Source organism: Streptomyces sp. NPDC018045, from assembly GCF_044327445.1.
Lineage (GTDB): Bacteria > Actinomycetota > Actinomycetes > Streptomycetales > Streptomycetaceae > Streptomyces.
In genome coordinates, this window is sequence record NZ_JBIRFL010000002.1 from 358,026 (window position 1) to 382,595 (window position 24,570).

Here is a 24,570-nt window from a genome sequence, read left to right on the forward strand (position 1 = left end):
ACCAGGTGCGGTGGCCGGTCAGTCCAGCAGCTCGTACGCCGGCAGGGTCAGGAACGCGGCGTAGTCGGTGTCCAGGGAGACCTTCAGCAGCAGGTCGTGGGCCTGCTGCCACTTGCCCGCGGCGAACGCCTCGTCGCCGAGCTCCGCGCGGAGGGCGGCCAGTTCGGCGTCGGCGATCGTGCGGACCAGGTCCGCGGTGGCCTTCTCGCCGTTCTCGAAGACGACCCCCGCGTCGACCCACTGCCAGATCTGCGACCGGGAGATCTCGGCGGTGGCCGCGTCCTCCATCAGGCCGAAGATGGCGACCGCGCCGAGGCCCCGCAGCCACGCCTCGATGTAGCGGGTGCCGACCCGGACCGCGTCCACCAGGCCCTGGTAGGTGGGCCTGGCGTCCAGCGAGTCGACGGCGATGAGGTCGGCGGCCGAGACCGCGACGTCCTCGCGCAGCCGGTCCTTCTGGTGCGGCCGGTCGCCGAGCACCGCGTCGAAGGAGGCGCGGGCGACCGGGACCAGGTCGGGGTGGGCGACCCAGGAGCCGTCGAAGCCGTCACCGGCCTCGCGGTCCTTGTCGGCGCGGACCTTCGCGAGCGCCGTCTCGTTGGCCTCGGGGTCGCGGCGGTTGGGGATGAACGCCGCCATGCCGCCGATCGCGTGCGCGCCGCGCCGGTGGCAGGTGCGGACGAGGAGTTCGGTGTACGCGCGCATGAAGGGCGCCGTCATGGTCACCGCGTTGCGGTCCGGCAGCACGAACTTGGCGCCGCCGTCGCGGAAGTTCTTCACGATGGAGAACAGGTAGTCCCAGCGGCCCGCGTTCAGACCCGAGGCGTGCTCGCGCAGCTCGTAGAGGATCTCCTCCATCTCGTACGCGGCGGTGATGGTCTCGATGAGGACGGTGGCGCGGATGGTGCCCTGCGCGATGCCCACGTAGTCCTGCGCGAAGACGAAGATCTCGTTCCAGAGGCGGGCCTCCAGGTGGGACTCGGTCTTCGGCAGGTAGAAGTACGGGCCCTTGCCGAGGTCCAGCAGGCGCTGGGCGTTGTGGAAGAAGTACAGGCCGAAGTCGACCAGGGCACCGGGTACGGGCGTGCCGTCGAGCCGGAGGTGCCGCTCGTCGAGGTGCCAGCCGCGCGGCCGGACGACGACGGTCGCCAGCTCCTCGGCGGGCTTGAGGGCGTAGGACTTGCCGCTCCCCGGGTCGGTGAAGTCGATCCGGCGCTCGTAGGCGTCGATCAGGTTCACCTGGCCGCCGATGACGTTCTCCCAGGTGGGGGCGGACGCGTCCTCGAAGTCGGCGAGCCAGACCTTCGCGCCGGAGTTGAGCGCGTTGATGGTCATCTTGCGGTCGGTGGGGCCGGTGATCTCCACCCGGCGGTCGTCGAGCGGAGCGGGCGCCGGGGCGACGCGCCAGCTCTCGTCCGTGCGGATGTGCGCGGTCTCCGGCAGGAAGTCCAGGCTGCTGGTCCGGGCGATCTCGGCGCGGCGCGCGTCGCGGCGGGCGAGCAGTTCGTCGCGGCGCGGGGTGAACCGGCGGTGGAGCGCGGCGACGAAGGTCAGCGCGGCCTCCGTGAGGATCTCGTCCTGCCGGGCGGGGGTCTTGCCGGGGTCGACGTCGACGATGGCCAGCGGGGACGGCGCTGGTGCGGACATGAGCTGTCACTCCATTCAGCGGCGGTGCCCGGACGGCCGCCGGGCGGTGCGCGGCACGGGGTGCCGCGGGCCGCAGCCGACGGTGGCGGGCGCCGTAGGGATGCAAGGCGCTTCTGACCAGTGGAGAGTAGTTTCCTTATCGCGGAACTTCAATGGTTTGTTGATGTCGAGATTCTCTCCGTCGACAGAAGCGGTGATCACATGACTCGGAGTGCCACTGCGGTCACTGCCCCTCGCCTGCCCGCGGCGCGCCCGGCGACGCCAGGCGGGACAGATCCGGCGGAGTGTCGATGTCGTACGGCTCGGCCACGTCCCCGCACTCGACGAGCGTCAGGTCGCCCTCGTGCTCCGTCAGATACGCGCGCGCCCCGCGGTCACCCGTCGCGCCGGCCGCGACCGCCGCCCACCGGTCCGCCCCGAACAGCACCGGATGCCCGCGCTTCCCGCCGTACGCCGCCGCGGCCAGACCGGCTCCGCCCGCGTACGCGGCGATCACCCGCGCCACCGCCGCGGCGCCGATGCCCGGCTGATCCACCAGCGAGACCAGTACGGCACCTGCCCCGGAGCCCGCCAGCGCGGCCAGTCCGACGCGCAGCGAGGACCCCATACCCCGCGTCCAGTCCGGGTTGTCGGACGTCTCGTACCCCGAGAGGTCCGCCCGCTCCCGTACGGCTTCGGCCGCCGCGCCCAGGACGATGTGCACCGGGCCGCAGCCGCCCTCCCGCAGCACCCGGGCCGCGTTCTCGACCAGCGGCCTGCCGCGGAAATCCAGCAGGGCCTTGGGGCGGCCGCCCAGGCGTCGGCCACCACCCGCGGCGAGCAGCAGCCCGGCGACCGGGCGGCGTACGGAAGGGGGGCCCGGTGTGGAGGATGCGATGTGTGCCATGGGGCCTGCTTACCTCATGGCCGGGGCCTGCGGGGCCTGCGGGGCCTGCGGGGCGGGCGTGGCGGTGGAGAGCGGGGCCGGGCCGGGACGGTACCGCATGACGACGTCCGCTGCGCAGCGGAATTCGGTGATCCTGATTTCGCTCTCCGTATGGCGCGGGCCGCACAGGGTGGCGTTAACTGGCCCGCGTCGTGGAGCGGGGCCAACGGCCGTGGAGGGTACCGTCGTTGTGGAGCAGAGGCAGGAGCACAGGCGAAGCGCGGGGGCCGAAGACGATCCACGGGCCGTCGCCCTGCGCGGGGCGGTGGCCCGGCTGCGCCGGGAACTGGCCGCCCACCCGGCGGAGTTGCCCGACCGCGCGGCCGCCGACGAGGAACTGGCCGCGCTGTACGCCCTGGTGGGCGGCGGTGATCCCGAGGTCTCCCGGCTGCGCCGTTCCCTGCTGCTGATCGCGGGAGCGGTCGGCTCGGTCAGCGCGCTGGCGCCCGCGCTCGCGGACGTGCGCGATCTGATCGGCATGTACGGGGATGTGCCGCGCCGGTTCTGAGGGCGCGCCGGGAGCCGGCCGGGGTCCGGGGACCGTACGAGGTCCCCGCCGTGCCCGCGGCCGGCGTCGGCGGGTCAGGCCGGGTTCTGGTTGGCCAGGGCCACGGAGAGTTCGGCCGCGATCTCCTGGAGCACCGGGACGATCTTGTCGATGGAGGCTTCGGTCACCCGGCCCGTCGGCCCGGAGATGGAGATGGCCGCCGCGGTGGGGGAGTCGGGCACCGGTACCGCGATGCACCGGACGCCGATCTCCTGCTCGTTGTCGTCCATCGCGTACCCGAGCCTGCGGACCTCTTCGAGGGCGTCCAGGAAGCTGTCCGGATCGGTGATGGTCTTCTCGGTCGCGGCCGGCATTCCCGTACGGCCGAGGAGCGCGCGCACCTCCTCCGGCGGGTGGCCCGCCAGCAGCGCCTTGCCCACGCCCGTGGAGTGCGGCAGCACCCGGCGGCCGACCTCGGTGAACATCCGCACCGCGTGCCGGGAGGGCACCTGTGCCACGTACACGATCTCGTCGCCGTCCAGCAGTGCCATGTTGGCCGTCTCGCCGGTCTCCTCGACCGCGCGCGCCAGATACGGCCGGGCCCAGGTGCCGAGCAGCCGCGAGGCGCTCTCGCCGAGCCGGATCAGGCGGGGCCCGAGCGCGTACCGGCGGTTCGGCTGCTGGCGGACGTAACCGCAGGCGACGAGGGTGCGCATCAGCCGGTGGATCGTGGGGAGCGGCAGTCCGCTGCTCGTCGACAGCTCGCTCAGACCGACCTCGCCACCGGCGTCGGCCATCCGCTCCAGCAGGTCGAAGGCGCGCTCAAGGGACTGGACGCCACCGGCGGCGGGTTTGGCTGCGGCGGCGGAAGTGCTGGCGCTGGACGGCGGCACGACGCGTTCCTTTCGGGGCAGGTGGTGGCGGGCTCGGCGCAGGGCTGGGGTGTACGGGTGCCGGGACCGACCCGGAGCAGCCTACCGGTCCCCTCCGGTCGGCACACGGCCTGTCGCACACTCGTTCCCGCCGGTCAGGACCCGTGCTCCGGCCGCGCCCGGGCGCTGCCCGCGATCACCGGGCGGGACCAGTGGCCGGAGCTACGTTCTGCTGGGCGAGATTCCGTATCCATTCTGTGGAATCCTCCAAACGTCCGGGTGGTGGCCGTGATCCCGGAAACCGTCCGGTCGGGGCGCGCGATTCCGCCATGAACCGGTATCCGCCGACGTCTCGACCGGCGCGTTCCGCGCCACCGTCCGGCGGCGGTTGGGGTCTTGACGGGTCCCGGCCCCGGAGGAAGACTCCTTCAACAGAAAGTTGAATTCCGTGGTGCGGAAGCCCATGGGAACCGCACGAGGAGGGGTCCGGGTGTCCGAGATCGATCTGGTGCTGCGCTCCACGCGCGTCGTCACCCCGCGGGGGACGCGCGCCGCGACCGTCACCGTCCGGGACGGGAAGATCGCGGAGCTGCTCCCGCACGACGCCCCCGCACCGGCCGGGGCGCGGGTCGAGGACTTCGGCGACGACGTGCTGCTGCCCGGCCTCGTCGACACCCATGTGCACGTGAACGACCCCGGCCGCACCGAGTGGGAAGGCTTCTGGACCGCCACCCGCGCGGCCGCGGCCGGCGGCGTCACCACCCTCGTCGACATGCCCCTCAACAGCCTGCCGCCGACCACCACCGAAGCGAACCTGCACACCAAGCGCGAGGTCGCGCGCCCCAAGGCGCACATCGACGTCGGCTTCTGGGGCGGCGCCGTGCCCGGCAACGTCAAGGATCTGCGGCCGCTGCACGACGCCGGCGTCCTGGGCTTCAAGTGCTTCCTGTCGCCGTCCGGCGTGGACGAGTTCCCGCAGCTCGACCAGGAGCAGCTCGCCGCCGCGCTCGGCGAGATCGCCGGCTTCGGCGGCCTGCTCATCGTGCACGCCGAGGACCCGGACCACCTGGAGGCCGCGCCACAGCCGCACGGCCCCGAGTACGCCGGCTTCCTCGCCTCCCGCCCCCGGGCCTCCGAGAACGAGGCGATCGCCGGGCTGATCGCGCTCGCCCGGCGCCTCGAAGCGCGGGTGCACGTCCTGCACCTGTCCTCCTCCGACGCGCTGCCGCTGCTCGCCGCCGCCAAGGACGAGGGCGTACGGATCACCGTCGAGACCTGCCCGCACTTCCTCACCCTGACCGCCGAGGAGATCCCGGACGGCGCCACCGAGTTCAAGTGCTGCCCGCCGATCCGCGAGGCGGCCAACCAGGACGCGCTCTGGCAGGGCCTCGCCGACGGCACGATCGACTGCGTCGTCTCCGACCACTCGCCCTCCACCGCCGACCTCAAGACCCCCGACTTCGGCACCGCCTGGGGCGGCATCTCCTCCCTTCAGCTCGGCCTGCCCGCCATCTGGACCGCCGCCCGCGAGCGCGGCCACACCCTGGAGGACGTCGCCCGCTGGATGGCCACCGCGCCGGCCGCGCTCGTCGGCCTGCACCACAAGGGCGCCATCGAGCCCGGCCGGGACGCCGACTTCGCGGTGCTCGACCCGGACGCGACGTTCACCGTCGACCCGGCCGGACTCCAGCACCGCAACAAGATCACGGCGTACGCGGGACGCACCCTGCACGGCGTCGTACGGTCCACCTGGCTGCGCGGCCGCCGGATCAACGACGGCGGGACACTGACCGAGCCGTCGGGAGAGCTGCTGGACCGGCAGCCGTAGGGCACCGGCCCGCCCTTCGACGCCGGCCGCCCCGGCCTCGCGGCGCGTTCGCAGGGGCAGGGCCGCACCCCCGGCCTTCCGGCGCGCCTCAGGGGCACCCCCGGCCTTCCGGCGCGCCGCCAGGGTTGCCGCCCGGCCTTGCGGCGCGCCCCTCAAGGCCGCCATCCGGTCTCTCTCGCCCACACCTCCGCGACCTCCGCCACCAGGTCCACGACCGGGTCCTTGACCTCCGCGTAGCTGCCCAGGTCCGCTGTCCGGTGCGCGAGTTCGCGCTTGAAGCGCGCGTACGCCGGGACCGCCTCCGGATGGGCGCGGAACCAGTCGCGGAACAGCAGCGCCAGCCGCTCGTTCGGCGAACCCGCGCGCCGGACGTGCAGGTTGACGTCCGGCCCGGGGCCGCCGCGCCGGGTCCACAGCCGCTTCGCCCACCGGGCCGGATCGTCGTCCCGGCCCGCCGGCACGTGGTCGCGTTCGTACCGCGAGCGGACGAAACCCCGTGCCGCCAGTGGCGCGTCGAAGGCGTCGTCGGCCTCCGCCAGGTCCGCCACGCTCACCTGGAGGTCGTAGACCGGCTTGGCCGCCATGCCGGGGACGGACGTGCTCCCGATGTGCTCGGCCCGCCGGGCCACCGGGGCGAGCCCGGACAGCAACTCCGCGGCCAGCGCCGCGCCTTCGGCCGCCCAGGCCGGGTGCGCGTCGACCAGTACGGCCCGCGTCCGGTCGTCCTGCCCGGACTCCGCCACGACGTCCAGGAACGCGTCGTGCAGGCATCCGTTCGTGACCAGCACCGAGCCGTCGCCCTCCAGCACGGGCGCGCCCGCGAGGTCCGTGACCCGGCCGCCGCCCTCCGCGACGATCACGGGCAGCGGGGCGAGGTCCGCGTACCCCACCCCGGGGCCCGCGATCACCAAGGCGTCCGCCCGCCCCGCGAGCACGTCCAGCGTGCCGCCGCCGGCCGGCACCAGCCGCACCCGCCGGTGCAGCGCGGTCAGCAGCGACTCCGGCCATTCCGCGATGTCGTGCGCCTGCGTCCGGGCACCGGTCAGCTCCGTCCGCCGGCCGGCGTGCAGCCGCCCGTGGCCCGAGCGCAGCGCTTCGAGCGGGTCCGGGTCCGGACCGGGCAGCAGCCGGCAGCCGAGGCCGCGCCCGGCCGCCACCGTCTGCCCGCTCATCGGGAGGCTGATCACCCCGATCGCGGGCCCGTGCTCGTCCTCGTACGCGAGGGCACCGGAGAAGCAGAAGCCGGGCACCCGGTCGGTGACCTGCCGGGTGCCGTTGACCGGACCGAGCACCCAGCGCCGCCCGGACGCCCCGGCCCGCTCCCCGCCTTCCTCGCCGAACACCGCGTCCGCCGGGAACGCCGCAGCCAGTTCCTTCCGTACGAAGTCCTCGACGGCGAGGTCCACCGAGGCCACCTCGGTGCCGTCCGCCTCGTGTACGGCCGACGGCCGGCCGCCGTGACACGCGTCGGCGCTCATCCGCCCGGCGCGCGCGGCGAGACGGACGGCGAAGGCGAACAACTCCGGGGAGGCGGGCGGGGCGCCGGTGCTGTGATCCATGGCGTGAGCCTGCCACAGGAGCTGGCGCTCCGGGGCGGCGGCGTTGGAGGGTGGGCCCACAACGTCCGTCCGGGACACCGGGCGCCGGGCCTGCCCGGGGGAGGAGTGCGGCATGGAAGCGGCATGGAACACGAAGAGCTGCGACACCGGTTCGCCACGCTGACCACGGCCCATCTCGCGGACGCAGCCCTGCGCGCCCGCACCCCGGTGCGCTGCGCGCCCCCGCCGCTGCGGGCCCTGGTGCCGGGCACCCGGCCGGCCGGGTGCTGCCCGCCCGGCACGTGGGCAGCGTCGACGTCTTCCTCGAAGCGCTGGAAGCCGTCGCCCCCGGCGACGTGCTGGTGGCCGACAACGGCGGACGGGCCGACGAGAGCTGCGTCGGCGACCTCGTGGCGCTGGAGGCCCGGGCCGCCGGGCTGACCGGCATCGTCGTCTGGGGCCTGCACCGCGACACGGCCGACCTGCGGGAGATCGGGCTGCCGGTCTCCAGCCTGGGCGCGACCCCGGCCGGGCCGCGGCGCCTGGACGCCCGCCCGGACGGCGCGCCGGAGACGGCCACGGTGGGGGAGTGGCCGGTCGGCCGCGCCGACCTGGCGCCGGGCGACGACGACGGTGTGCTCTTCCTGCCCACCGCGGCCGCCGGTGCGCTCTTCACGTTGGCGGAGACGATCCGCGACACCGAACGCCGCCAGGCCGACCGGGTCCGCGAAGGCGTGTCGCTGCGCGAGCAGTTGGGGTTCGCCGACTATCTCGCCGGGCGTCGGCGGCACCCCGCACTGACATTCCGCGAGCATCTACGGGCCGTGGGCGGGGCCGTCGAGGAATGACGGTCCCGCCCATGGGCGTCCGGGAGATGCGCGGTGCGAATGCGCCGCCGCCGCTAATTCTTCGGACAGAGATGGGTGTGCACGGCCTGCAGTATCTTCTCCGCCTGCTCCGGGGTGAATTGGGTGGTCCCGGAGAAACGCTGCCGGGTCTGGTCCACCTGCTTGGCGTGGTCGTTCGGGAAGGAGTGGATCGTGCCGCAGGTGCTTCTGCCGCGGCTCACCGCGCGCTCCGGTTTCCCGTTCACGATGTCCCGGGAAATCGCGTCGAGGGCGGCGGTGTAGCGCGCCTGTGTCGCGGCGTCCGGCTTCGGGGGAATGCCCAGCCGTGCCTCCGCGTCGGCGATCGCCTTGGACGGTGCCTGCTCCGACGGAGCGCCGGCGCCCGTCGGCGAGGAGGACGGCCGGCTCTCGCTCTTGGCGCTGCCACCGCACGCGGTGAGGCCCGCGGCGGCGACGAGGGCGGCGGACAAGGCGACGGTGGTGCGGTGTTTCACGATTCTCCCCTGACCGGTGGACATGAGCGGTCATTCTGACAGGAAGGACGGCTGTTGCTAAGGGAATTGGGAAAAAATAGGGTTCACCTGTTTTTGCGGGCCGCGCGATGCGCCGCGCGCGGGCGGTCATCGGTCATGCGGTCATCGGCCATCCGTCATGCGGTCACCGGTCATCCGTCATGCGGTCATTTCGCGAGTGTCGCCCAGAACATCAGCTCGTACTCCTGGAGCAGTCGGCCGTAACGGTGCGCGAGGCGGGGCGTCACCCGGGACGTGTCGACGCCGTACCGGACGGCGGCACGGGCGAGTCCGGTGAGTTCCGGCGCGGGCTCGGCGAAGAAGTCGAAGAACGCGCACGCCGCGCCGGGAAAGGCGTAGCGGGTACGCAGCGCGTGCGCGACGGTCGCGCAGTGACCGCCCCAGGCCGCGAAGTCGGCGGTCCGGGCGATCACCACGTCGACGGGCTCCGCGTCCAGCGCCGGCCGCGCCACGTACGACGGACATGCCTGGCACCCGGCCGGCGGCTCGTGGTCCCGTACGGCGTCGGCGCAGAGCCCGCAGGCGTCCGCGAAACCGCCCAGTGCGCCGAGCGCCATCGACTCGCCCTCGGTCAGCGCCTCGAAGAAGGCCGCCACCGGCGGGTCGCCGTCGGAGCGCCGCGCCAGGTGACGGAAGCCGTGCCGGTCCGAGGCGATGATCTGGTGCTGTTCGAGGGCCGGCAGGGCGAAGACCTCACGGGGCGCCTCGCCGACGGCGATCCGGGCGACCAGGCGGTTGTCCGCCGCGTCGGGCGCCGGCGCGCGGACCGCGGCAGCCAGGAGGTCCCCGGCCGCTTCCCGGGCGGACGCGCCGTTCTCACGGGCCATGGCCGGGCCTCCCCGCGTGCGGTCTCGTGCGGCGGACCTGCCGGAGCGGACGTACCGGAGCGGCGGGAGCCGGTGGTGCGTCACCGGGTATGCGACCGGGTGCGTGCGGCAAGTCCAGAGCGCCGCGCGGCCCGCACGGAGGAGGCTGTGCGGGGGGAGGCCGGACGGTCAGCGCGGGGCCGTGCCGCCCTGGGTACGGCCCTGCCCGGCGGCCGCGCCGCGCCCACGGCCGTCGTGTTCGGCGATGGCGTCCGCGACGAAGGTGTCCACCACCCCGTTGGCGACGAGGACCGGCACCCGCTTGCCGTTCATGTCGACGTAGACATGCGACTTCGCGGCCCCGACCAGCGCCGGGAGCCGCTTGCGCAGCCGCTGTGCCGTGGCGTCGTCACCCGTACGCGACGCCTGGATCATGCGCAGCGCCGTGCGGGCGGCGCGGCCCCACGCGGCGGTCGCGTCCAGCCAGGGCCCGCTGTCGGCGATGAAGCCGCGGTCCGGAAGCGAGGCGCGCAGGATTCCCGGGGCGCGCTGGAGGCCGCGCAAGGTCGCGTCCAGGCACTTCGCGCTGCCGCCGTCCCGGAAACGCCGTATGGCGGCGGCCAGTTCGGGGGACTGCCGCGGGTTGAGGGCGGAGGCGTAATGGGCGTCGGCGAAGGCGCGGAGGGCGCGTTCGGTCCGCGGGGAGCCGCCGGAGAGTTCCTTGAGCGCCGCGGCCCAGGAGGCGCGGGCGTCGTAGGCGCGGTCGTTCCAGGCGTAGTCGGCGACCGTATACAGGGCGATCTTGGAGGCGGCGGGCTGGATCATGGGATTGGCCGTGATCCCCGCCAGCCGCCCGGGCAGCCCCTCCTCCCGCCCGTTGAAGGGCCCGAGCAGCAGCCGGTTGGTGACGTAGTCGTTGACCGGGTAGTTGTCCCAGGTCAGGATCGGATGCCCGAAGACCTGCCGGGCCGCGTCCGCCTGGGCGACGGTCATCACCGGCGCGATGACCCCCACCCCGGTCCACTCCACCAGCACGTCCGGGTCGAGCTGCGCCTTCAGCGCCGCCTTGTAGGGCGTCGCCCGTACGTCGTAGTACTCGGTCGGCACCATCTGGAGCGGCTGCGCCCCTTCGGCTTGGTGCCCGGCGATGAACTCCCGGTTCACCCGGTTCAGGAGGTGCGCCTGAGCGGCGCCGGCGGCGCCTCCGCCGGTGCCGAACCGCTCCTTGTCGGCGGCGCAGTTCCAGTCCGTGTAGCTGATGTCGTCCAGCGGCACCGCGAAGGTCCGTACGCCGATGTCCCACAGGGCCTGGAACTTGCCGGTCAGCGCCTTGAGATCGGCGTCCGAGCCGTAGCAGACGGACAGGCCGGGGGAGAGCGCGTAGCTGAACTCCACGTGCCGGGCCCGCGCGCGGTCCACCAGTTCCTTGAGCCGCGCGAGCTGGTCCGCCGGGTACGGCGAGCGCCACTTCTCCCGCAGGTACGGGTCGTCCTTGGGCGAGTAGACGTACGTGTTCATCTTGTGCGCGCCGTAGAAGTCGAGCTGGTCCAGGCGCGCGGCGTGTGACCAGGGGGTGCCGTAGAAGCCCTCGATGACGCCGCGCAGCGGGGTGGCGGGCCAGTCGCGCACCGCGGTGGCGCGCACCCGGGCGCCGGGGCGGTCGCGGTGCGGGAGGAGCTGGCGGAGCGACTGGGCGGCGTAGTACGTGCCGGTGGCGTCCACGCCGGCCAGCGCGATCCGGCCACCGCCGACGGCGAGCGCGTACCCCTCGGCGGGCAGCCCCGCGGCGCCCCGCGCGCCGAGGTCCGCCAGGGTCCGCGCGGCGCCCGCGCCGTCCACGTACACGGTCAGGCCCCGGCCCGCCTTCGCGGCCCGGACGACCCGGTCGGCCCCGGCCCGCCGCAGCGACCGCTCGACGACCTCCAGCGCCGGCCCGTCGGCCCGCGGCCCGGCCACGACCGTGACGGTCGGGGTGATGGTGATCCGGCCGCCGAGGGCGCGGACGGACTGCGGTGCCGGGGTGATGGCGGGCCCGGCGGCCGGCGGTCTGTCCCGTCCGCCGCCGGAGCCGGCGGCCCCGGCGGGCGGGCCGGCCAGGGGGACGGCGGCCAGGGCCAGGACGAGGGCGGCGGTGGCCGCGGTGCGCGTACGGTGCATCCTTCGGTCCTCCTCGGTGCCACGAGGTGCGCGGAACAGCCGTGGTGCGTGCGCGACGAGCGACAGCAGGGTTCACCCGGCGGGGGCGGAGGACAATGGACTTTTGCGCCGGGTGGCCGGACATTCCGGCGGCGGGGCCCCGCTCAGCGGTTCTTGGCGATGAGGAAGAGCAGGCTCATGAAGGCCAGCAGGGCGTGGGTGGCCACGACGTAGATGAAGACGCGTACGTAGACGCCGCGCGGCGGCTTGTTCTCCACGTACTTGCGCGTGGGGGCTGAAGCGGCGGCGGGCGCGGTCTGGGGGGTGGGGTCTTCGGACATGGCAGGGGTTCCTTCCTCGGTCACAGGCCCTGCTCGGGGGCCTGGTTCACCGGCGTCCGCACGGGGCGCCGGTCCGGGTGCCGGGTCACAGGCCGCGGCGCGGCGCGGTGTCGCCGAGGCACAGCTCGGCCGCCCCGCTCTGCATCAGCGTGTGGACGAACAGCAGCTCCGTGCCGCCGCGGGCGGCGGCGGCGATGCGGTGCGGGGTCAGCGAGTCGAAGTGGGCGGCGTCGCCGGGGTCGAGCAGGTGGGCCGTCTCGCCGAGCGTGAGCCGCAGCCGCCCCTTGAGGACGTACAGCCACTCCTCGCCCGGGTGCACCCGTACCAGGTCGCCCTGCGCGCGCTGCGGTACGTGCACCCGCAGCGCCTGCATGGCCCGCCCGGCGCCGCCCAGGGTCCAGTACGTCCAGCCGCCCGCCTCGGACGGCTCGGCGCGCCCGGCCCGCACGATGGGGTCCCTTTCCGGCGCCGCCTCACCCAGCAGATCCGATACCGTTGTCCCGTACATGCGCGCCAGGGCCAGCAGCATCGGCAGCGACGGCTGGCGCTGGTTGGTCTCCAGCCGCGACAGATGCGCGGGCGACAGCCCCACCCGCCGGGCGGCGGTCTCCAGCGTGAGGCCGGTACGGCGCCGCAGCTCGCGCAGCCGGGGCGCGACGGAGGGCAGATCCTCGGGCAGTTCGCCCCGGGCAGGCTCGGCAGCGGTGTCGCTCATGCACCCGGTATAGCCAGGATTCACCCCTCGGGCAAAAGTTTTGCCTCACAGGCAAGTGGTCCATTTCGGGGCGTTCCGCGCGTCCGGCCGGGTGGTCTCCGGTGAACACGCGGGGAACAACCGCCCCTTGGCATTGACAGGTACCTGTCTACGCGCGTCATGCTGTGTCCATGAAGATCCCCCCACGCATCATCCGGTTCGGCGCCGTCGGCGCCCTCGCGTCGGCCCTGCTCGTCGGCGGGCCCGCCCTCGCCGCCACACCCATCACGACGGCCGCCGCCCCCGTGGCGCACACGGCCACCGTCCGCACCGCCACGCACCTCGCGGCGGTCGGCAGCATCTGCTACTCGAAGCTGCCCGCGCAGGCCCACGAGACCCTGGACCTGATCGCCAAGGGCGGCCCCTTCCCGTACCCGCAGGACGGCACGGTCTTCAGCAACCGGGAGGGCGTCCTCCCCCAGCAGCAGAGCGGCTACTACCACGAGTACACCGTGAAGACGCCGGGCTCCCCGGACCGCGGCGCCCGGCGCATCGTGACCGGTGAGCAGAAGGACGAGGACTACTACACCGCCGACCACTACAAGTCGTTCGACCTGGTCGACCGGGGCTGCTGAAACGGTCAGCCGGCCGGGCGGCGGAGGCACGGGGCGGGGTCCCGGCCTCCGCCGCCGTTTTCCCGGCTGCCGCCGTCTCCTGGCCTCCGCCGCCCCGACCGGCCGGCACCGTTCCCGGCGACCGGGACGCGCCACGCGCCGTACTCGACTCGACGGCCGGACCAACGGTTCCTCCGGTTCGGCGGGCGCCGGTACGCACCCCCGCGAGAGGATTGTCAGCGGTTCCCGGTAGCGTTTCGGTGGAAACGACGAATGGGCGGGCAACGGTGGCAAAGGGACCAGGAGGTGGTCACCTGCGACGCGGCACGGCCCAGGAGGCGCCGTGCGCCCGGCTGTTCCTCGGGGGCGCGGCGACGGGTTTGGCGACTGAGACAAGGAAGGCGGCGAACTGCCGTGTACCGCTGGGAGATCACCCGGGCCGCTCTGGCGCAGCGTGTTTTCGCCGTCGTCCGCAGCGAGACCTACGACGAGGCCAGCGCCACCGCTGACACCCTGCTGTCCGCCGGGATCACCAGCCTGGAGATATCGCTGACCACCCCGTTCGCGCTGGAGGCCGTCACCACCCTCAGCCGCGAGCTGGGCAACGACGCCGTCATCGGCGCCGGCACGGTCCTGGACGCCGTCTCGGCGCGGATGGCCGTGGACGCCGGCGCCCGCTTCCTGGTCTCGCCCAGCCTCGACGCCGAGGTCATCCGCACCGGCCACCGCTACGGCGTCCCGGTCTTCCCCGGCGTCGCCACCCCCACCGAGATGGTGCGCGCCCTGGAGCTGGGCGCCGACGCGCTCAAGCTCTTCCCCGCCTCCGCGCACCGCCCGGACTGGCTCCGTGACGTGCGCGCGGCCCTGCCGCAGGCGCCGGTGCTGCCGACCGGCGGCGTGACGGTCGAGACGGCGCCCGAGTGGATAGCCGCCGGCGCGGTGGCCGTGGGCATGGGCGCGGCGCTCTCGGAAGGCGACCGCGAGACGGTCGCCAAGCGCGCCACCGACCTGCTGGCCCGCCTCGCGGACGCCGCGCCGCTGCCGCCCGTCGGCCCGGGGACGCCGGGCCTCTACGAAATCTGAGGCCGCCCCGCCCGCGGCCGTACCGCAGGTGAAGCACTCCCCATGGAGGATGCCCGGCCCCCGGGCTCCTCCGTGGGGCCGATGCCGCCCCACCCCTGGTGTACGTACGGTGACGAAAACGTCTACGAGGGGCGGACTGGACCATGCCGGAAGTCATCGATCTGAGCGCGTACGGCCCGGATTTCGTCACCGACCCGCACCCGTACTACGCCAAGCTGCGCGCCCACGGGCCGGTCCACCGGGTCCGGATACCCGAGGGTATGGAGGTGTGGCTCGTCGTCGGGTACGACGAGGCCAGGGCCGCGCTCGCCGACGCCCGGCTCGCCAAGGACTGGACCCGCAGCGGCGCGCCCCTCCTGGGCCCCGAAGGGGACGTCGAGTGGCAGTTGATGAACCTCCTCGACGCCGACCAGCCGCAGCACACCCGGCTGCGCAAGCTGGTGGCCAGGGAGTTCACCACCCGCCGCGTCGAGGCGCTGCGCCCGCGCGTCCAGCAGATCACCGATGACCTCCTGGACGCCATGCTGGCCGCCCCCGACGGCCGCGCCGACCTCGTCGAGGCGCTCGCCTTCCCGCTCCCGATGACCGTCATCTGCGAACTGCTCGGCGTGCCCGACATCGAACGGGAGTCCTTCCGCGCCTGGTCCAACGAACTGGTCTCACCGACCGGCCCGGAAGCGTCGGCGGCCGCCGCCCGCGAGATGGCCGCCTATCTGGACGGCCTGATCGAGGCCAAGCGCCGGACGCCGGGCGAGGACCTGCTGAGCGCGCTGGTGCGCACGAGCGACGAGGACGGCGACCAGCTCTCCCGGCAGGAACTCCTCGGCATGGCCTTCCTGCTGCTCGTCGCCGGCCACGAAACCACCGTCAACCTGATCGCCAACGGGACGCGCGCACTGCTCCGGCACCCCGCGCAACTGGCCGCCCTGCGCGCCGACCTCTCCCTCCTGGACAACGCCGTGGAGGAAATGCTGCGCTACGACGGCCCCGTGGAGAACGCCACCTGGCGATTCACCACCGAGCCCGTCGAGATCGGCGGCACGGTCCTGCCGGCCGGTGAGATCGTCCTCGTCGGACTGGCGGCGGCGGGCCGTGACTCCGAGCGTTTCACCGCCCCCGACGCCTTCGACATCACCCGCGAGACACGCGGCCACATGGCCTTCGGCCACGGCATCCACTTCTGCCTCGGCGCCCCGCTGGCCCGTATGGAGGGCCGCGTCGCGGTCCGCACGCTCCTGGAACGCTGTCCCGAGCTGGCCCTGGACACCGAGAACGACAGGCTGACCTGGCGCCCGGGCATGACGATCCGAGGCCCGCAACACTTGCCGGTGCGCTGGCGCTGAGCACGATCGGCGCGCTGAGCCCGCGCGTCACGGGCCCTGGGGCCGGGGCCCGGCCGGCATCCGGGCCGGGCACCGCAGTGCGACGAGCGGAACGGTCGGCCGGCCCGAGGATCACCTCATCAAGGGGCTCGGCCGATACCTCGGCGTGGCGCCGCTCCTTGCCCGTCGTGGCGGCGGGCGAGACGGCGCGCGGCGAGGCGGCCGTCGTGGCGGCGCGTGGCGAGGTGGCGGTCCTGCCGTGGACCGGGCCGTGGACCTGCCGGCCCATGGTCGGCGTCCACCTCGTACGGCACCGGGGTCGCCGCCCGTTCGCGGCTTTCGCCGTCCTCGCCGTCCTCGCCCGCGAACACCGGGCCACGGGTCCGGGGTGACGTCCCGTGAGCCGTCCCACCACCCGGTCACGCCCTTCACCCGCCTCCCGCCCTCTGCCACGCTGACGGCCCGATCCGCCCCATGCCGTCGCGTACAGGAGCCGCACCATGCGCCGCGCCGTCACTCTCTCCGCCCTGACCTGCGTCCTCGCCGCCACCGCCACCGCCGCCGCGCCCACCGGGCCGCCCGCCCGCCAGGACCGGCCGTCCGCCTTCTCCCGCTCCGCGTCCCTCCTCGACACCGTCCCCCGCCGGGGCGTCCTCCGCGTCTGTACCACCGGCGACTACCGCCCCTTCACCCATCGCGACCCCGCGTCCGGGGTGTACAGCGGTATCGACATCTCGATGGCCCGGGACCTCGCCGAGAGCCTGGACGCCGAGCCGACGTACGTGGCCACGAGCTGGGCGAAGCTGGTCGGGGACCTGGCGGCGGGGCGCTGTGACATCGCCATGGGAGGCGTGTCGGTCACCCTTCCGCGCGCCCGCGAGGTGGCGTTCGGCGAACCGACCCGTACCGACGGGAAAACCCCCGTCGTGCGCTGTGTGGACAAGGACAGGTACCGGACGCTGGACGAGATCGACCGCCCGGGCACCACGGTGATCGTCAATCCCGGCGGTACCAACGAACAGTTCACCCGGTCCGTCATCAAGCGCGCGACCATCAAGCCGCACCCCGACAACACCACCATCTTCGACGAGATCATCGCGGGCCGCGCCGACGTGATGATGACCGACGCGAGCGAGACCCGCTACCAGGCCAAGATCCACCCTGAGTTGTGCGCGGTCCACCCGGACCGGCCCTTCACCTTCTCCGAGAAGGCGTATGCCGTACCGCGCGCCGACAGCCAGTTCCGGGAGTACGTCGACCAGTGGGTGCACCTGGCGAAGCACGACGGCACGTACCGGAAGTACGAGGACGCCTGGATGGCGAAGTGACGGGGTGACGGGGGCGGGCGGTGTCCGGTGACGGCGGCCGAAAGGATTGGTACGTACCAGCCGGGACGTGATTGTCCGGACAATGTGACCTCTGGACTTCCCGTCATCTTCCCGGCCGGATACGCTCCCAGCCGTGGGGAAACGCGATACAGACTCCAAGGGCGGCAGCCCCGTCCAGTTCAGCGTGGACCGGAGCAGCCCGGTCCCGCTGTACTTCCAGTTGTCCCAGCAACTGGAAGCGGCGATCGAGACCGGCCGGCTGGCCCCGGGCAGCCTGCTCGGCAATGAGATCGAGCTGGCCGGGCGCCTCGGTCTGTCCCGGCCGACCGTCCGCCAGGCCATCCAGTCGCTGGTGGACAAGGGGCTGCTGGTGCGGCGCCGCGGCATCGGTACGCAGGTCGTGCACAGCCAGGTCAAGCGCCCGCTGGAGCTGAGCAGCCTCTACGACGACCTGGAGGCCGCCGGGCAGAAGCCCGCCACCCGCGTGCTGCTCCACACCACCACCGAGGCCACCGCCGAGGTCGCCGCCGCGCTCGGGGTCGCGGAGGGCGCCGAGGTCGTACTCGTCGAGCGGCTGCGGCTCACGCACGGAGAACCCGTTGCCCACCTGCGCAACCACCTGCCCACCGGACTCCTCGACATCGGCACCGGGCAACTGGAGGAGACCGGCCTGTACCGCCTGATGCGGGCGGCCGGTATCACTCTGCACAGCGCCCGCCAGGCCGTCGGCGCGCGCGCCGCGACGGTCGAGGAGGGCGAACGGCTCGGCGAGCCCGAGGGCGCCCCGCTGCTGACGATGCAGCGCACGACCTTCGACGACACGGGCCGCGCGGTCGAGTTCGGCTCGCACGTCTACCGGGCCTCGCGGTACGCCTTCGAGTTCCAGTTGCTCGTACGGCCTTGAGCCCGTACGGCCCCGAGGGTGTCGCGCGCCCGAGATCCGGCGGCCCGTACGGCCCCGCCGGCGCCACACGGCGGATCCCGACACCGAATCCGGCCGCCCGGGTAAGAATGTTCGGACAAACCATTGACGGGGCTCGGCGCGCGCCGCTAGAACTCCTCCATCCGCCACCGGGCGGCGCGGGAGAGAGGGCGGTTCCATGAGGCGTACCGTGCGCACCTTCATCCATCAGGTCGACCGGAAGGTCCGTCAGGACGACCGCAAGGGCCGCGTCGGCCGCAGAGCCCAGGCCGACCGGAAGACCGCCGGGCTGCCCGTCACTCCCCGCCGAGCCGCAGGCACCGTACGCCGCCGCCCCCACGGTCATCACCCCCACGACCGTCCTCGGCACGGCCGCCCTCCCCGCGCCCGTCGCCCGTACGGCCGTCGTCCGGAGCCGGCGGAGTACACCGGGCGCGGGACCCGCTGACCCCACGCGGAACAGGCGTAACGGATACTTGGGCGGCCGGGACCGATCATTTTCGGCCCAAACCCGGCAGAGCGCCCCAGGCGCACAGTGACAGCAACGACAGCAACGAGAAGGGCTCGACCTCGTGGCAAGGGTTCGGACAGGGGTACGCGCGGTGACCGCGGTGCTGGCAGCGGTGCTCGCCGCGTCCCTGGCGGGGTGCAGCAGCACCGGCGGCAAGCGCGCCGAGGAAGCGCGCGCCGCCCAGACCGCCGGCGGCAAGGCGGCCGTCAACACCCCCAGGTGGACCTTCGCCATGGTCACCCACTCGGGCGACGGCGACACCTTCTGGGACATCGTGCAGAACGGCGCCCGGCAGGCGGCCGAGAAGGACAACATCAAGTTCGTCTACGGGCACGACAAGGAGGCACAGCGGCAGAGCCAGCTCGTGCAGTCCTACATCGACCAGAAGGTGGACGGGCTGATCGTCACCCTGGCCAAGCCCGACGCCATGAAGGACGTGGTCGCCCGCGCCGAGAAGGCCGGCATCCCGGTGATCACCGTCAATTCCGGCGCCGAGGCGTCCAAGGCCTACGGCGCCCTGACCCACATCGGCCAGGACGAGACCGTGGCCGGCGAGGCCGTCGGCGAGGAGCTGAACCGGCGGGGCCGCAAGAAGGCGCTGTGCGTCCTGCACGAGCAGGGCAACGTCGGCCACGAGCAGCGCTGCGACGGCGCGAAGAAGACCTTCGAGGGCGACCTGCAGAAGCTGTACGTGGAGGGCACCAACATGCCCGACGTGCAGTCCACCATCGAGGCCAAGCTCCAGTCGGACCGCGGTATCGACGCCGTGGTGACGCTGGGCGCGCCGTTCGCGCCGACCGCCGTCAAGGCCAAGGAGCAGTCCGGCAGTGACGCCGAGATCGACACCTTCGACCTGAACGCGAAGGTCGCCGACGGCCTCAAGGACGGCTCGCTCGGCTTCGCCGTCGACCAGCAGCCGTACCTCCAGGGCTACCAGGCCGTCGACCTGCTGTGGCTCTACAAGTACAACGCCGATGTCCTCGGCGGCGGCAAGCCGGTCTTCACCGGTCCGCAGGTGATCACCAAGAAGGACGCGGCGGCCCTGCAGGAGTACACGAAGCGGGGGACCCGATGAGCACCGCGGAAACACCCGTGAAGGACAGCGGCCCGCAGGGCGGCGACGGGCCGGACGAGCGTCTGGTGCACCGGTCGCCGGCGCGCCGCCTGATGAGCCGTCCCGAGCTGGGCGCGGTGGTCGGTGCGGCGGCGGTCTTCCTCTTCTTCTCCTTCGCCGCCGACACGTTCCTCCAGGCGTCCAGCCTCTCGACGGTGCTGTACGCGTCGTCGACGATCGGCATCATGGCCGTACCGGTGGCCCTGCTGATGATCGGCGGTGAGTTCGACCTGTCGGCCGGTGTCATGGTCGTCAGCTCGGCGCTCGTCTCGTCGATGTTCAGCTACCGGATGACGGCGAACGTCTGGGTGGGCGTCGGGGTGTCCTTGCTGGTCACCCTGGCCATCGGAGTCTTCAACGGCTTCCTGCTGACCCGGACGAAGCTGCCCAGCTTCATCATCACGCTCGGTACGTTCTTCATGCTGACCGGCCTCAACCTCGGCTTCACCAAGCTGATCAGCGGCACCGTCTCGACGAAGTCCATCGCGGACATGGAGGGCTTCGACTCGGCCCGGGCGCTCTTCGCGTCCCATCTGAGCCTCGGCGGCGTGGACATCCAGATCACGATCCTGTGGTGGATCGGCCTGGTCGCGCTCGCCACCTGGGTCCTGCTGCGCACCCGCGTCGGCAACTGGATCTTCGCGGTGGGCGGCGGCTCGGACGCCGCGCGGGCGGTCGGCGTGCCGGTCACCCGGACCAAGATCGGCCTGTACATGGGCGTGGCGCTGGCGGCCTGGATCTCCGGGCAGCACCTGCTGTTCTCGTACGACGCGATCCAGTCCGGCGACGGCGTCGGCAACGAGTTCCTGTACATCATCGCCGCCGCGGTCGGCGGCTGCCTGATGACCGGCGGCTACGGTTCGGCGATCGGCGCCGCCGTCGGCGCCTTCATCTTCGGCATGGCCAGCAAGGGCATCGTGTACGCCCAGTGGAACCCGGACTGGTACAAGTTCTTCCTCGGGGCGATGCTGCTGCTGGCCACGCTCCTGAACGCATGGGTCCGCAAGCGCGCGGAGGCGACGAAATGAGTACCCCGGACACGCCGGAGAGCAGGGACGACGCGGCGGGCGCGGGGGCCCCGGAGGGCGCGGGGGAGGCCGCGGCCCCCGCCGCACCGCCCCTGGTGGAGCTGACGGACGTCAGCAAGTTCTACGGCAACGTCAAGGCCCTCGAAGGTGTCTCGCTGGAGGTGCACGCGGGCGAGATCACCTGTGTGCTCGGTGACAACGGCGCGGGCAAGTCCACCCTCATCAAGATCATCGCTGGGCTGCACCAGCACGACACGGGCCGCTTCGCGATCGAGGGCGAGGAGACCCGGCTGTCGTCTCCGCGCGAGGCGCTGGACCGCGGCATCGCCACCGTCTACCAGGACCTGGCCGTCGTCCCCCTGATGCCGGTCTGGCGCAACTTCTTCCTCGGCTCCGAGCCCACCAAGGGCGCCGGCCCCTTCAAACGGCTCGACGTGCAGCTCATGCGCGAGACCACCCGCTCCGAGCTGCTGCGCATGGGCATCGACCTGCGTGACGTGGACCAGCCCATCGGCACCCTCTCCGGCGGTGAGCGGCAGTGCGTGGCCATCGCCCGCGCCGTGTACTTCGGCGCGAAGGTGCTGGTCCTGGACGAGCCGACGGCGGCGCTCGGGGTCAAGCAGTCCGGCGTGGTGCTCAAGTACGTCGCGGCCGCGCGGGACGCCGGCCTCGGCGTGGTGTTGATCACCCACAACCCGCACCACGCCTACCTCGTGGGCAACCGTTTCGTCCTCCTCAAGCGCGGCACGATGGCCGGCCGCCACACCAGGTCGGAGATCACCCTGGACGAGCTGACGCGCCAGATGGCGGGCGGCAGCGAGCTGGAACAGCTCAGCCACGAGCTGGCCCGCGCGCCCGAGCCCAGCCACCTCGGCGGCCACCCCACGCACTGAGCGGGGCCGCCACGGGCGGTGGCGCGGGTTCCGAAGGGCCCGCGCCGCCATGCGCCGGGTACCGCTGTTAGGGCACAATCGCACCGGACCGTGCACGTCACCGCCGCCGGGCACGGCCTCGCACACCCCGGGGCCCGGCCCCCGGGAGCGCGCCCGTACGCGTACGGCACCGTAGGCGTACCGCACCGAACGAAGCACGACACCGGACCATGCACGCCCGAGGCCCCGGCCTCCCGACACCCGCAGGGACGAGACGACTCTTGCGAGCACGCAGCCGCCGCCACCGCAACGGCGAAGAGGTGGGTCGATGAGCACGTACCGGGACCGGGTGCACCGAGGATCGGCCAGAGCGACCGTGCTGCGCACGGTGGGCACCCGCGAGCGGCGCTCCCATCTGAGCGCGCCCCGCGTGCCGACCGTCGGCATCGACATCGGCGGGACGAAGGTGATGGCCGGCGTCGTCGACGCGGACGGCACGATCCTGGAGAAGGTCCGCACCGAAACGCCGGACAAGTCCAAGAGCCCCAAGGTCGTCGAGGATGTCATCACCGAGCTGGTGCTGGACCTCTCCGACCGGCACGACGTGCACGCGGTGGGCATCGGCGCGGCCGGCTGGGTCGACGCCGAGCGCAGCACCGTCCTGTTCGCACCCCACTTGAACTGGCGCAACGAGCCGCTGCGGGACCGCCTCGCGGGCCGCCTCGCGGTCCCCGTCATGGTCGACAACGACGCCAACACGGCCGCCTGGGCCGAGTGGCGCTTCGGCGCGGGCCGCGGCGAGGACCACCTCGTCATGATCACGCTCGGTACCGGCATCGGCGGCGCGATCCTGGAGGACGGCGCGGTCAAGCGCGGCAAGTACGGCGTGGCCGGCGAGTTCGGCCATATGCAGGTGGTGCCGGCCGGGCACCGCTGCCCGTGCGGCAACCGCGGCTGCTGGGAGCAGTACAGCTCCGGCAACGCCCTGGTCCGCGAGGCCCGCGAGCTGGCCGCCGCGGACTCCCCGGTCGCGTACAACATCATCGACCGGGTCGGCGGCCGCGTCACCGACATCACCGGGCCGCTCATCACCGAGCTGGCCCGCGAGGGCGACGCCATGTGCGTCGAACTGCTCCAGGACATCGGCCAGTGGCTGGGCGTCGGCATCGCCAACCTGGCCGCCGCGCTGGACCCCTCCTGCTTCGTGATCGGCGGCGGCGTCAGCGCCGCCGACGACCTGCTCATCGGCCCGGCCCGGGACGCCTTCCGGCGCACCCTGACCGGTCGCGGCTACCGCCCCGAGGCCCGTATCGCCAAGGCCCAGCTCGGCCCCGAGGCCGGCATGGTCGGCGCCGCCGACCTGGCGCGCCTGGTGGCTCGCCGCTTCCGGCGCGCCAACCGCCGCCGCGTGGAGCGCTACGAGCGCTACGAACGGTCGGGCCGCCGATGACGGAACCGGCCAACCCGCCCATGACCGAGGAACACGGTCCGGCCCGGTCCGAGCCGGGGCGGGCCGGGCGCGAGGCACCGGAACGGCCCGAGCCGCCGGGCGGGCCCCCGGCCGGCGCCTCCGCGGCCCCCCGGCCGAGCCGGCGCCGCCGCTGGCTCACCGCACTCGTGATCTTCCTGCTGATCGCCATCCCGGCGGGCTACATCGTCATCTCCGCCGAGCAGAGCCGGGACAGCGGCCAGAGCAAGGAGGAGGAGGCGGCCGCCACCGGCCTCTACAACGACTACCCCTCCAAGGTGCAGCAGCGCATCTACAACGTCCCGGTCCCGGTCGGAGCCACGCCGGTCTACTACTACGAGTCCAACGCCTGGCACCGCAGCTCCCTGTACGTGCAGTTCCGCACCAACGACTGGGGACTGGACCACTACCTGAAGTGGGCCGGCACCAGCCGCGAGGCCCTGATGGACGGCGAGATCACCATCACCGGCGCGCAGGCGGCGAAGGTCGGCTGGGACCTGGCCGGCGGCGGCCAGTGGGCCGGCACCTCCATCGAGGCCGAGGACCCCCACCCGAGCCAGAACATCACCGTGAACTTCGACGACCCGGACCACCCGGTGGTCTACGTCGTCTCGACGGTCGCCTTCGAACGCTGAGCGCCGCGCGGGCGGGGCGGCCGGCCCGGGACACGCCGGGCCAGGCGTGCGGTCACGCGGGCGAGCCCTGGAGCCGTCGCCGCGCCCGTCGGGACGCCGTACGGAGTGACCCCCGGCCCGGACAGCGTGCCGCGCGGCGAAGAGCGCCACGGCACCGACGTACGGGCGCCATCCGGCCGACGCGTGCCGGCGTCGCCGGGAAAAGGAAACCACGACGGTGGGCGCCCCCGCCCGTCTCGATGGCGGGGCGCCCACCGTCGTTCGGCTGTGCGGGCGGTCAGGCCGACTCAGGCGTACCGAGCATCGCGGACGCCCTTTGGAACGGGCTGAGGCCGGGCGCGGAAGAGGCGGCCGGGGCCGGTGCCGGGGCGGTGTGGCAGGTGAAGCCGAGGCGGGTCATGGCCCGCTGGACTTCGGCGGCGGTGAAGTCGCGGCGGTCCTGGCGGGTGATCACCTGGCCCACCTGCTTGAGGGGATAGGTGCGGCGGCCGATGGTCACGGACTCGCCGGTGACCGGTTCCGGCCGGACGGTCTGCATCGACTGCAGGACGCCGGCCTTGGTCAGGTCGAAGGGGAAGCGGGCGATGACACAGCGCATGAGACCTCGCAGGAAAAGGGGTGGGAAGGCAGGCCGGGGGTGAGCCGGTTCAACGGGGCAGGACGCCCCGCGCCCGGCCGTGGCCGTCGGCCGGGCGCGGCGAGGGGGCCGCTGCCGCCGGGGACCTCACGCAGGCGGGCCCGGTCGGTGTATGTGGAGCCGTCGCGGACGGCGGTGAGCTGGGCCCGGGTGACCACATGGGCGTCCTCGCCGTCGTCGTCGCAGACGAGCAGGCGTTCCGTACGGGCGCCGGCCATGACGGACAGGGCCACTTCGACGGTCATGTCGTCCCGGCCCCGGGACCCGGCGGCGTCCGGGCGGCCACGGCGTCCGGACGCCGCCCTGGACACGGTGCCGACGGGGGCGGGGTCCGCCGGGCAGGACCGTATCTGAACCACTGTCACAAGGTGCCTCCTGCGG

Annotated in this window: 25 protein-coding genes; 14 read left to right on the forward strand and 11 right to left on the reverse strand. The window is 73.3% G+C overall.

Features of this window, described 5'->3' with window-relative positions; all coding sequences use genetic code 11:
• Positions 1-18: 18 nt before the first annotated feature.
• Together aceB and ACH4EB_RS05515 are read right to left on the reverse strand one after the other, a co-directional pair.
• Positions 19-1,647: a malate synthase A gene (gene aceB, locus ACH4EB_RS05510; protein WP_398346010.1), complete on the reverse strand. Its 1,629-nt coding sequence runs from the start codon at positions 1,645-1,647 to the stop codon at positions 19-21.
• 223 nt (positions 1,648-1,870) lie between these two features.
• Positions 1,871-2,533, reverse strand: coding sequence for an NTP transferase domain-containing protein (locus ACH4EB_RS05515; protein ID WP_398346011.1), 663 nt, complete (start codon positions 2,531-2,533; stop codon positions 1,871-1,873).
• A gap of 229 nt (positions 2,534-2,762) precedes the next feature.
• On the opposite strand from ACH4EB_RS05515, the gene ACH4EB_RS05520 reads away from it, so the two are divergent.
• Entirely contained in the window at positions 2,763-3,080 is a 318-nt protein-coding gene (locus ACH4EB_RS05520) for a DUF5955 family protein (RefSeq protein ID WP_398346012.1), read from the forward strand.
• Positions 3,081-3,154: 74 nt separating this feature from the next.
• Here the strand turns inward: ACH4EB_RS05520 and ACH4EB_RS05525 are convergent, their stop codons facing one another.
• The gene (locus tag ACH4EB_RS05525) at positions 3,155-3,952 is read right to left on the reverse strand and encodes an IclR family transcriptional regulator (protein ID WP_398346013.1); all 798 of its coding nucleotides are present in this window, start codon (positions 3,950-3,952) and stop codon (positions 3,155-3,157) included.
• 442 nt (positions 3,953-4,394) lie between these two features.
• On the opposite strand from ACH4EB_RS05525, the gene allB reads away from it, so the two are divergent.
• The gene (allB, locus tag ACH4EB_RS05530) at positions 4,395-5,759 is read left to right on the forward strand and encodes an allantoinase AllB (protein WP_398346014.1); all 1,365 of its coding nucleotides are present in this window, start codon (positions 4,395-4,397) and stop codon (positions 5,757-5,759) included.
• Between the two features lie 152 nt (positions 5,760-5,911).
• Here allB and ACH4EB_RS05535 read toward each other — a convergent pair whose 3' ends face one another.
• Positions 5,912-7,318, reverse strand: a complete 1,407-nt coding sequence (locus ACH4EB_RS05535) for an inositol monophosphatase family protein (RefSeq protein ID WP_398346015.1) — start codon at positions 7,316-7,318, stop codon at positions 5,912-5,914.
• Positions 7,319-7,599: 281 nt separating this feature from the next.
• On the opposite strand from ACH4EB_RS05535, the gene ACH4EB_RS05540 reads away from it, so the two are divergent.
• The gene (locus ACH4EB_RS05540; RefSeq protein WP_398346016.1) at positions 7,600-8,145 is read left to right on the forward strand and encodes an RraA family protein; all 546 of its coding nucleotides are present in this window, start codon (positions 7,600-7,602) and stop codon (positions 8,143-8,145) included.
• 53 nt (positions 8,146-8,198) lie between these two features.
• On the opposite strand, the gene ACH4EB_RS05545 is transcribed toward ACH4EB_RS05540, so the two are convergent.
• From ACH4EB_RS05545 to ACH4EB_RS05565, 5 genes are all read right to left on the reverse strand, one after another.
• Positions 8,199-8,663 (reverse strand): DUF732 domain-containing protein, encoded by a 465-nt coding sequence (locus tag ACH4EB_RS05545; RefSeq protein WP_398346017.1) that lies wholly within the window; start codon positions 8,661-8,663, stop codon positions 8,199-8,201.
• Between the two features lie 161 nt (positions 8,664-8,824).
• Positions 8,825-9,505 (reverse strand): transcriptional regulator, encoded by a 681-nt coding sequence (locus ACH4EB_RS05550; protein ID WP_398346018.1) that lies wholly within the window; start codon positions 9,503-9,505, stop codon positions 8,825-8,827.
• A 168-nt stretch (positions 9,506-9,673) separates the two neighbouring features.
• Entirely contained in the window at positions 9,674-11,641 is a 1,968-nt protein-coding gene (locus ACH4EB_RS05555; protein ID WP_398346019.1) for a beta-N-acetylglucosaminidase domain-containing protein, read from the reverse strand.
• Positions 11,642-11,784: 143 nt separating this feature from the next.
• Complete coding sequence (locus tag ACH4EB_RS05560; protein WP_398346020.1) at positions 11,785-11,961, reverse strand: DUF6126 family protein; 177 nt, start codon at positions 11,959-11,961, stop codon at positions 11,785-11,787.
• An 85-nt stretch (positions 11,962-12,046) separates the two neighbouring features.
• On the reverse strand, positions 12,047-12,676 hold the full coding sequence (locus tag ACH4EB_RS05565; RefSeq protein WP_398346021.1) for a helix-turn-helix domain-containing protein: 630 nt from the start codon (positions 12,674-12,676) through the stop codon (positions 12,047-12,049).
• Between the two features lie 170 nt (positions 12,677-12,846).
• Between ACH4EB_RS05565 and ACH4EB_RS05570 the strand changes: the two genes are divergently transcribed.
• The 11 genes from ACH4EB_RS05570 (at position 12,847) to ACH4EB_RS05620 (ending at position 23,552) form a co-directional block, all read left to right on the forward strand.
• The gene (locus ACH4EB_RS05570) at positions 12,847-13,290 is read left to right on the forward strand and encodes a ribonuclease domain-containing protein (protein ID WP_398346023.1); all 444 of its coding nucleotides are present in this window, start codon (positions 12,847-12,849) and stop codon (positions 13,288-13,290) included.
• 393 nt (positions 13,291-13,683) lie between these two features.
• A complete protein-coding gene (locus tag ACH4EB_RS05575; protein WP_398346024.1) occupies positions 13,684-14,352 on the forward strand; it encodes a bifunctional 4-hydroxy-2-oxoglutarate aldolase/2-dehydro-3-deoxy-phosphogluconate aldolase in 669 nt (222 codons plus the stop codon).
• 143 nt (positions 14,353-14,495) lie between these two features.
• A complete protein-coding gene (locus ACH4EB_RS05580; protein WP_398346025.1) occupies positions 14,496-15,695 on the forward strand; it encodes a cytochrome P450 in 1,200 nt (399 codons plus the stop codon).
• A gap of 158 nt (positions 15,696-15,853) precedes the next feature.
• Positions 15,854-16,066 (forward strand): hypothetical protein, encoded by a 213-nt coding sequence (locus tag ACH4EB_RS05585; protein ID WP_398346026.1) that lies wholly within the window; start codon positions 15,854-15,856, stop codon positions 16,064-16,066.
• Between the two features lie 108 nt (positions 16,067-16,174).
• Positions 16,175-17,002, forward strand: a complete 828-nt coding sequence (locus ACH4EB_RS05590; protein WP_398346028.1) for a transporter substrate-binding domain-containing protein — start codon at positions 16,175-16,177, stop codon at positions 17,000-17,002.
• Positions 17,003-17,135: 133 nt separating this feature from the next.
• Positions 17,136-17,906: a GntR family transcriptional regulator gene (locus ACH4EB_RS05595; RefSeq protein WP_398346029.1), complete on the forward strand. Its 771-nt coding sequence runs from the start codon at positions 17,136-17,138 to the stop codon at positions 17,904-17,906.
• Positions 17,907-18,535: 629 nt separating this feature from the next.
• Entirely contained in the window at positions 18,536-19,510 is a 975-nt protein-coding gene (locus ACH4EB_RS05600) for a sugar ABC transporter substrate-binding protein (RefSeq protein WP_398346431.1), read from the forward strand.
• A complete protein-coding gene (locus ACH4EB_RS05605) occupies positions 19,507-20,577 on the forward strand; it encodes an ABC transporter permease (protein ID WP_398346030.1) in 1,071 nt (356 codons plus the stop codon). Before ACH4EB_RS05600 ends, ACH4EB_RS05605 begins: the two co-directional genes overlap by 4 nt.
• A complete protein-coding gene (locus ACH4EB_RS05610) occupies positions 20,574-21,470 on the forward strand; it encodes an ATP-binding cassette domain-containing protein (RefSeq protein WP_398346031.1) in 897 nt (298 codons plus the stop codon). Before ACH4EB_RS05605 ends, ACH4EB_RS05610 begins: the two co-directional genes overlap by 4 nt.
• 307 nt (positions 21,471-21,777) lie before the next feature.
• Complete coding sequence (locus tag ACH4EB_RS05615) at positions 21,778-22,899, forward strand: ROK family glucokinase (RefSeq protein WP_030023694.1); 1,122 nt, start codon at positions 21,778-21,780, stop codon at positions 22,897-22,899.
• Complete coding sequence (locus ACH4EB_RS05620; RefSeq protein ID WP_398346032.1) at positions 22,896-23,552, forward strand: hypothetical protein; 657 nt, start codon at positions 22,896-22,898, stop codon at positions 23,550-23,552. Before ACH4EB_RS05615 ends, ACH4EB_RS05620 begins: the two co-directional genes overlap by 4 nt.
• A gap of 277 nt (positions 23,553-23,829) precedes the next feature.
• Here the strand turns inward: ACH4EB_RS05620 and ACH4EB_RS05625 are convergent, their stop codons facing one another.
• On the reverse strand, positions 23,830-24,150 hold the full coding sequence (locus tag ACH4EB_RS05625) for an SCO5918 family protein (RefSeq protein ID WP_398346033.1): 321 nt from the start codon (positions 24,148-24,150) through the stop codon (positions 23,830-23,832).
• Entirely contained in the window at positions 24,114-24,554 is a 441-nt protein-coding gene (locus tag ACH4EB_RS05630) for a CBS domain-containing protein (RefSeq protein ID WP_398346034.1), read from the reverse strand. The genes ACH4EB_RS05625 and ACH4EB_RS05630 overlap by 37 nt, the downstream gene beginning before the upstream one ends.
• Positions 24,555-24,570 lie beyond the last annotated feature (16 nt).

Coding starts and splice junctions, on each gene's coding strand:
- ACH4EB_RS05605 (WP_398346030.1), top strand. CDS start 19,507: ATGAGCACCGCGGAAACACCCGTGAAGGACAGCGGCCCGCAGGGCGGC.
- ACH4EB_RS05560 (WP_398346020.1), bottom strand. CDS start 11,961: ATGTCCGAAGACCCCACCCCCCAGACCGCGCCCGCCGCCGCTTCAGCC.
- ACH4EB_RS05610 (WP_398346031.1), top strand. CDS start 20,574: ATGAGTACCCCGGACACGCCGGAGAGCAGGGACGACGCGGCGGGCGCG.
- ACH4EB_RS05590 (WP_398346028.1), top strand. CDS start 16,175: ATGCGCCGCGCCGTCACTCTCTCCGCCCTGACCTGCGTCCTCGCCGCC.
- ACH4EB_RS05625 (WP_398346033.1), bottom strand. CDS start 24,150: ATGCGCTGTGTCATCGCCCGCTTCCCCTTCGACCTGACCAAGGCCGGC.
- allB (WP_398346014.1), top strand. CDS start 4,395: ATGGGAACCGCACGAGGAGGGGTCCGGGTGTCCGAGATCGATCTGGTG.
- ACH4EB_RS05545 (WP_398346017.1), bottom strand. CDS start 8,663: ATGTCCACCGGTCAGGGGAGAATCGTGAAACACCGCACCACCGTCGCC.
- ACH4EB_RS05565 (WP_398346021.1), bottom strand. CDS start 12,676: ATGAGCGACACCGCTGCCGAGCCTGCCCGGGGCGAACTGCCCGAGGAT.
- ACH4EB_RS05570 (WP_398346023.1), top strand. CDS start 12,847: ATGAAGATCCCCCCACGCATCATCCGGTTCGGCGCCGTCGGCGCCCTC.
- ACH4EB_RS05555 (WP_398346019.1), bottom strand. CDS start 11,641: ATGCACCGTACGCGCACCGCGGCCACCGCCGCCCTCGTCCTGGCCCTG.
- ACH4EB_RS05535 (WP_398346015.1), bottom strand. CDS start 7,318: ATGGATCACAGCACCGGCGCCCCGCCCGCCTCCCCGGAGTTGTTCGCC.
- ACH4EB_RS05550 (WP_398346018.1), bottom strand. CDS start 9,505: ATGGCCCGTGAGAACGGCGCGTCCGCCCGGGAAGCGGCCGGGGACCTC.
- ACH4EB_RS05620 (WP_398346032.1), top strand. CDS start 22,896: ATGACGGAACCGGCCAACCCGCCCATGACCGAGGAACACGGTCCGGCC.
- ACH4EB_RS05515 (WP_398346011.1), bottom strand. CDS start 2,533: ATGGCACACATCGCATCCTCCACACCGGGCCCCCCTTCCGTACGCCGC.
- aceB (WP_398346010.1), bottom strand. CDS start 1,647: ATGTCCGCACCAGCGCCGTCCCCGCTGGCCATCGTCGACGTCGACCCC.
- ACH4EB_RS05580 (WP_398346025.1), top strand. CDS start 14,496: ATGCCGGAAGTCATCGATCTGAGCGCGTACGGCCCGGATTTCGTCACC.
- ACH4EB_RS05615 (WP_030023694.1), top strand. CDS start 21,778: ATGAGCACGTACCGGGACCGGGTGCACCGAGGATCGGCCAGAGCGACC.